A 6,206-nucleotide genomic window follows, 5' to 3' on the forward strand; every position below is an offset into this window, starting at 1 on the left:
TGGCGTACTTATAGTTGCGGTTCCTGAGGGGGACAATCGATCCTAGACTTCAGGTAAGGGGGTAAAATGAGTTCCACACCAAGCGGCTACAGCCGTTCTCCTGCTGTGGCAGAATCCTTTCGCATTATGAATGACATCCCAAAGCTCGCCGAAAGAGATGAACGAGGCAGCGAGGGAACAAACCACGACGGATGCCTTGTGATCATCGACGCGAGAGCGCTTGATCGGGAATGCCTTGCCAAAGCCCTCATCGGGCGTGGCCTCGAGATGGATGTCTGCGCTGTCGGCTCCATCGAGGAATGGAAACTAGAAAAAGATCTCTATCCGCCTGTCCAGGCCGTTCTGTTCAATATTGGCGGCCGAAAAGCCGACGATTCCGCACTTGCGACTGACATCTCGAAATTGACGACCGAGTTCAAGTCGCCGCCGATCATCGTGCTCTCCGACTCCGACGACCTCGCACAGGTCGTGAAAATGTTGGAATACGGGGCTCGCGGCTTCATCCCCTCTTGCGTCGGTATCGGCGTCTGCGTGGAAGCGATCGGTCTGGCCGTTGCCGGCGGAATTTTCGTTCCGGCAAGCAGCGTCCTCTCCATGCGGCACCTGGTCAGCGCTGCGACGTCGGCGGCGGAACACCGGCCGTTGTCGGGAATGTTCACGCTGCGCCAGGAAGCGGTGGTCGAAGCCCTCCGCAAAGGCAAGGCCAACAAGATCATCGCCTATGAGCTCAATCTGCGGGAAAGCACCGTCAAGGTCCATATCCGCAACATCATGAAGAAGCTGAAAGCGACGAACCGTACCGAGGTCGCCTACAAACTCAATGACCTCTTCCCATACGGAGCGGCTAACTGACCGTTCGCCGGTCGGTTGGCGGGCCGACCCGAGATATCACGGCTGCGAAGTCGAGCCTTCGCAGCTGGGTGAAGGGATACGATAGAAAACCACGTCAGCGCTGACAGGGGCGTTGCCGCGGCAATGCCGCCCGGAGCGACGAACTTTCGAGATGGATGTTTGTCGGGTTGGCGACGGTGCATACGCCATTGCGCTTGGCGAAACACATGGGAACGGCGCAGCGCGCAGGTTCCGAACATTGATAGCTGATCTGTTCATCTTCCATCTGACAGTCGAGTGATACCGGAATGGGGTCTGGTATACCGCGATTGTGAGACCGATCCCGCGTGTCCCGCCAAATCAGATTCAATCATCCAGGCTCGAACAGATTCCGATCGTGGGATGGACGAAGTAGCTAAGGGGCTGGCTTTGGCAGGGCCTTCCAATTCGGATCCGGCCAGACGAAGGGGTTGCCCCCGGAGTTCGGATGGGTTTCGGCAAAATAGCTCTGGCAGCCGCCCGCCTCGTTCGGTTCGCCGACCTGCACCCAGAAGCTTCGGCATACTTTTTCGACGATGACGCGCCGGCATTCTGCCATGCTCGGCGGGTGCAGGCTTTCCCGCTGCAGAAAATCTCGGGTGACCGCCCATGCAATCTTCTGCAGCTCCTTGGCAAGGTCCCGGGGCACGGTCGGCGGCGCTGCTGCGCCCTCGGGCGACTGGCGATAGATTGAGGCGTAGTGGACCGCAGCGACAAAATAGACGCCTGTATCGGTCAGATGGACCTCGTCGCGGAATATCCGGTCGAGTTTTTTCCTGGTGCTTCCGGTGATACCGACAACCTTCCCGTCAAGTGTCCTTTTCACCAATTCCACGAGAGCCGTTCCGGCGGGCACGACGGAAAGATTGGCCGGGCGCTTTTCAGCCTGCAGTGTCAGCTTTACTTTCTCTGCTACGCATTGCCATACGACCGAAGCGTTTGTCTCGTGCTCCAGCCAGGGCTGCGGATCGTCCTTGTCGATGCCAAGCCAGGTGTGGACATAAAGGGTTCGGCCTTTTGGGTTGCCGTCGAGAAGGCGGTCGTGAAAATGGCGCAGATAGGCAATCGCGTTTTCCCATACGATCATGTTCAGCAAATTGTGGTTTTCCGCTGCGACAACGGTGTCGTAAGGGTGCCCCGTGCCGATGCGTCGCGGGTGAAGCAATTCCCCGACGACATCCATCTGATCGCCGTTGCGGTTCTTCCCGTACCTGTATCCGGCCCAGCTCAAATCCTGGTCGTTCTCGCCTCGCGTTCGATACCTCAGCGGGGATCCAATGACGATCTGCTGCTCCCAGGCAATATTTTTGCCGCGGCTTTTGGCAATCATCTCGACCCAGTTGGCCAGAGGATTGTCGATCAAGCTATGGCCGGTGAAAAAGATCTGCGCCGAGTTTGGTGGGGCATCGCCCGGTGCTATTTCCTGTGAAGACGCCGGGCCGGACAGTAGCCATGCCATAGACAAGATGATGGTGCGCATTGCTGTCATAAGAATTCCATCTTTACTGAGCGCGAGAACAACTATCGGCAGATAGAGAAATACAACCTGAGAGCATAAACGCCGGAGATCCTGTGCGGCATCATGGACAAAAGGCGTAAGCCTTCCCGCATCGGCGATCTGGCAGTCAACAAAAGCCAATGTAAACCCGAAGCGACCGCCTGCCCGACGGACGGCGTCTCTCACCTTCTTTAGGTGTAGCCACAGGCGGCATTAGTCGGCGTTGCTCAAATATCGGCGGTGCCAGAAAATGGCGGCGATCTCCTCGCAAGGTTGGAACATGAGTTCGATCGATAAGGTTCTGATTGTCGCGGAACACGCCTCCCTGAAGTTCGGTGGCGAAGCTTCCCTTCCGTGGCACTATTTCACCCGACTGCGCGCCCGGGGCATAGAGACCTGGCTTGTCGTTCACGAGCGTACCCGGGAGGAATTGACTTCTCAGGCACCCGACGCCGTAGACCATATGCATTTCATCAAGGACACATGGCTGAATATTCTGATGTGGAAGCTGGGGCAGCACGTGCCTGACCAACTCGCCAACATCACCGTCGGCTATATCAGCCGCGTCGCTACGCAGATGACCGCGCGGCGCGTAACCCGCGAACTGGTTCACAAGCTGGGTATCCAGGTCGTCCACCAACCGATTCCCGTCTCGCCACGTGAACCATCGCTCATCGTCAACGTAGGTGCGCCGGTGGTTATCGGACCTATGAACGGCAATATGTCCTATCCGCCGGGCGTTCATCCGAAGGGACGAACAAGTGGCTGGGGTGATGTACTGTTTAAGCTGGGGCGGCGTTTGTCAGACGGCATGCATCTTTTAATGCGCGGCAAGCGAGAAGCTGCACTGCTACTGGCAGCCAACGAAAGAACACGCGCGGTTCTCCCCACGAATATCGGTGGCACCGCGGCGGTGCTCGTTGAAAATGGCATTGACGCCGAACTCTGGACGCAACGCAGCTACGCGGACGATCTGCCGGGGAAGCCGGTTCGCTTCGTTTATCTGGGGAGATTGGTCGACTGGAAGGCGGCGGACCTTCTCCTGCTGGCGTTTGGACGCGTCAAAAGCCGGGAACTCGTGGAGCTGGATATTGTCGGTGACGGCCCGATGCGGAGTACGCTCGAAGCGCTGGTTGAGGCCATGGATTTGGTTGGCCGGGTACGCTTTCTCGGATTTTTGCCTCAACGGGAATGTGCGCGGGTTCTGCAGCAGTCCGATGTTTTCGTCATGCCCAGTATTCACGAATGCGGCGGTGCCGTTGTTCTTGAGGCGATGGCCGTAGGTTTGCCTGTCATCGCCACAAAGTGGGGCGGCCCTGACGACTATCTGGATGATGACTGTGGCGTCCTTATTCCGCCAACGTCGCGAGACGATATCGTCGCGGGGTTCGCCGAAGCGATGCAGCGTCTTTCCGATGATGTGAACTTAAGGCGTCGACTTGGGGAAGCTGGTCGCGCAAAAGCGCTCAGGCACTTCGATTGGGACGACAAGATCACGCAAATCATCCAGCTTTACGCCGTGGCAATCAAAAATCAGACCACGGCTGCAGAGGACGAGGATGTAAACTCCAACGAACGGGGAAAACAGATCATCCTGAACGTTGGAGGTAAGTGACGGTCGTCCGGCAACCGAGCCAGGGCATGCGCTTGAGGACTGGAACCTCGAAGCCGATTTCCGATCAGGTGATAATCGGCCAGGGGTAAGTGATGAAAATTTTATTAAAATTTTATAGTATATACGAGCGATGCGCCTCTCGCCTTCCCAGTAATTTCTTGGGTGGTAAGGTATTCGTAAATTGTTCGACCCTCATGCAGGCTTTTTAACAAGGAAACGGAAGCTTGCCGGCCCCATTTAACCGCCACTTATAGCTTGACTGGCCTATCTGGCGTCCATGTCGAGCGTGCAGCCATCATGGACGGGGGCGGGCTTGAGATCCGAATCAGGCTCCCGTTCACAGACGAATCGATCGCCCAGGCGCAAGGTCATTCGGTCAGAGCGCGTCTCTGGTCGTAACAACCATCCCAGATAACTCTTTGGAAACCATGTTTTGCGGCCGAGTGAAGCAAGATGTGTGGCTTTAATACGTCTTGCGCCGCCGCAGTTAACCTTCTGTCAATAAATCCGGTCCCGACACATAACCGGCTATATCGCGAAGGTTAAGGAAGTCTTGCTTTATATTTGGCGGCGGAGTTGATTGCGGCACAGTTTTTATTGGGGGTTAGAGTCATGTCCGTTGAAGATCCGCGCCTGTCGAACATCTCGGAAGAAAACCTGACTGAGAATTTCTCGTCGGAAATCCAGGAGGAGATCTCAGCGTCTTCCACGCCTTCTCCGATCGAGCATGAGATCCAGGTAGCGCAGGCCGGTGATGGCCGCACCCCGACGACGAACCGCATCCCGACCGATCCGAATGCGCCGGCCGCTGCTCCAGCAGCCCCGGCTGCGGAAGTGACCCCGGACGCCAACAACATCGTTCACCTGGCAACGACCGTATCGATCGACGATATCCGGGTCGACGGCGCAAACCTGATCCTCGTGCAGGCGGACGGAACCGAGATCGTCATCGTCAACGGCGCGGCCAAGATCCCGACGATGCTGATCGGCGAGGTGGAGGTACCCCAGCAGGTGCTTTTCGCGGCCCTGGAAGACAGCGGCATCAACGTCGCAGCCGGCCCGGACGGATCCTTCAGCGCAACCGGACGCCCGGCCAGTTCCGGCGCTGAATTCGATGACTCGATCCAGGGGAGCCAGAACGACCCTATTCAGCTCGCCTCGCTGCTCGGCGATACGGAATTTGGCGATGGCGGAGGGCTTGACGACCGGACGGCGGCGGACGATCAGCCGGACGCCTTCGACATGGGGTCGCCGTTCATCTTCTCCGAATCGGTTCTGGCCGATGACGTCATCGGCAACGAGACGATCACGGGCACGCTCGCTTTCGACGGCGGCGACGATTTCGGCATCGTATCCTCGGTGAATTACCAGGGCGCTTCCGACATGGCGGAAGGGACCGGCAGCGGCGTTGCTGCGCCGCTCACGTCCGGCGGTCAGGCCGTCACGGTGTCGACCTCGGCTGACGGCCTGACGGTCACCGGCACGATCACCGTCGGCGAGACCACGGTCACCGTTTTCACGCTGACGGTCACCAACCCTACCACCGGCGCCTTCACCTATACGCAGTCGCAGCCTCTCGACCATCCGGATCTCGGCCAGATCGGCGCCGATGACGCCCTGCGACTGAACTTTACGTTCACAGTCACGGACAAGGATGGTGATTCCGACACCGGTTCGTTCTCGATCGAGATCGGTGATGACGGTCCGTCGATCGGCGGCTCGGTAACGCTCGTCCCGGTGAACGAGGACGATCTTTCGAGCGGCAACGACGAAGGGGAACCGCGCGAAAGCCTCGTCAGTTCGGCGGATCTTGGCATCGCATGGGGCGCCGACGCCAATGTGAAGGGTGAATCGGAAGGCGATGCCTTCGGCCGTTCGATAGCCTTCAATGAGGACGGCCTGCCGCAGAACCTGACGTCGGGTGGTCTTGAAATTGTCTATGGTGAGCCGACGGTCTCGGCCAACGGCACGGTCACCATCACAGCCTACAGGGGCAATGTCGAAGGTCCGGCGGTGTTCACCGTCACCCTCGATCCGACCTCCGAGCACGGCACGGCCACGTTCGAGCTGAAGGGGCCGCTTGACCACGCTTCGGAGAGCGATGCTCTTCCGCTGACTTTCAACTACACGGCAACGGATGCCGATGGCGATTCGCAGGCCGGCAGCTTCTCCGTTACGGTCGACGACGATATTCCGGTTGTCGGCGAGAACGCGCTGGTTCAG

The 6,206-nt window shown here is 58.3% G+C and carries 4 protein-coding genes; 3 read left to right on the forward strand and 1 reads right to left on the reverse strand.

Annotation, left to right across the window (positions count from 1 at the left end; genetic code table 11):
* The first annotated feature begins 66 nt into the window (after positions 1 to 66).
* On the forward strand, positions 67 to 852 hold the full coding sequence (locus GQ59_RS23530; protein ID WP_037085811.1) for a LuxR C-terminal-related transcriptional regulator: 786 nt from the start codon (positions 67 to 69) through the stop codon (positions 850 to 852).
* Positions 853 to 1,246: 394 nt separating this feature from the next.
* Here the strand turns inward: GQ59_RS23530 and GQ59_RS23535 are convergent, their stop codons facing one another.
* Entirely contained in the window at positions 1,247 to 2,509 is a 1,263-nt protein-coding gene (locus GQ59_RS23535; protein WP_244448035.1) for a hypothetical protein, read from the reverse strand.
* A 139-nt stretch (positions 2,510 to 2,648) separates the two neighbouring features.
* Here GQ59_RS23535 and GQ59_RS23540 point away from each other — a divergent pair, with 139 nt between their 5' ends.
* Both GQ59_RS23540 and GQ59_RS23545 read left to right on the forward strand, forming a co-directional pair.
* Positions 2,649 to 3,983 (forward strand): glycosyltransferase family 4 protein, encoded by a 1,335-nt coding sequence (locus tag GQ59_RS23540; RefSeq protein WP_084683274.1) that lies wholly within the window; start codon positions 2,649 to 2,651, stop codon positions 3,981 to 3,983.
* Positions 3,984 to 4,595: 612 nt separating this feature from the next.
* A partial coding sequence (locus GQ59_RS23545; RefSeq protein ID WP_037085816.1) for a T1SS-143 repeat domain-containing protein occupies positions 4,596 to 6,206 on the forward strand: 1,611 nt, incomplete at its 3' end.

The sequence above is a fragment of the Neorhizobium vignae genome (genome assembly GCF_000732195.1).
GTDB lineage: Bacteria > Pseudomonadota > Alphaproteobacteria > Rhizobiales > Rhizobiaceae > Neorhizobium > Neorhizobium vignae.

Bases quoted from the DNA above. Each gene is read 5' to 3' on its own strand.
- GQ59_RS23530 (WP_037085811.1), top strand. From the start codon at position 67: ATGAGTTCCACACCAAGCGGCTACAGCCGTTCTCCTGCTGTGGCAGAA.
- GQ59_RS23540 (WP_084683274.1), top strand. From the start codon at position 2,649: ATGAGTTCGATCGATAAGGTTCTGATTGTCGCGGAACACGCCTCCCTG.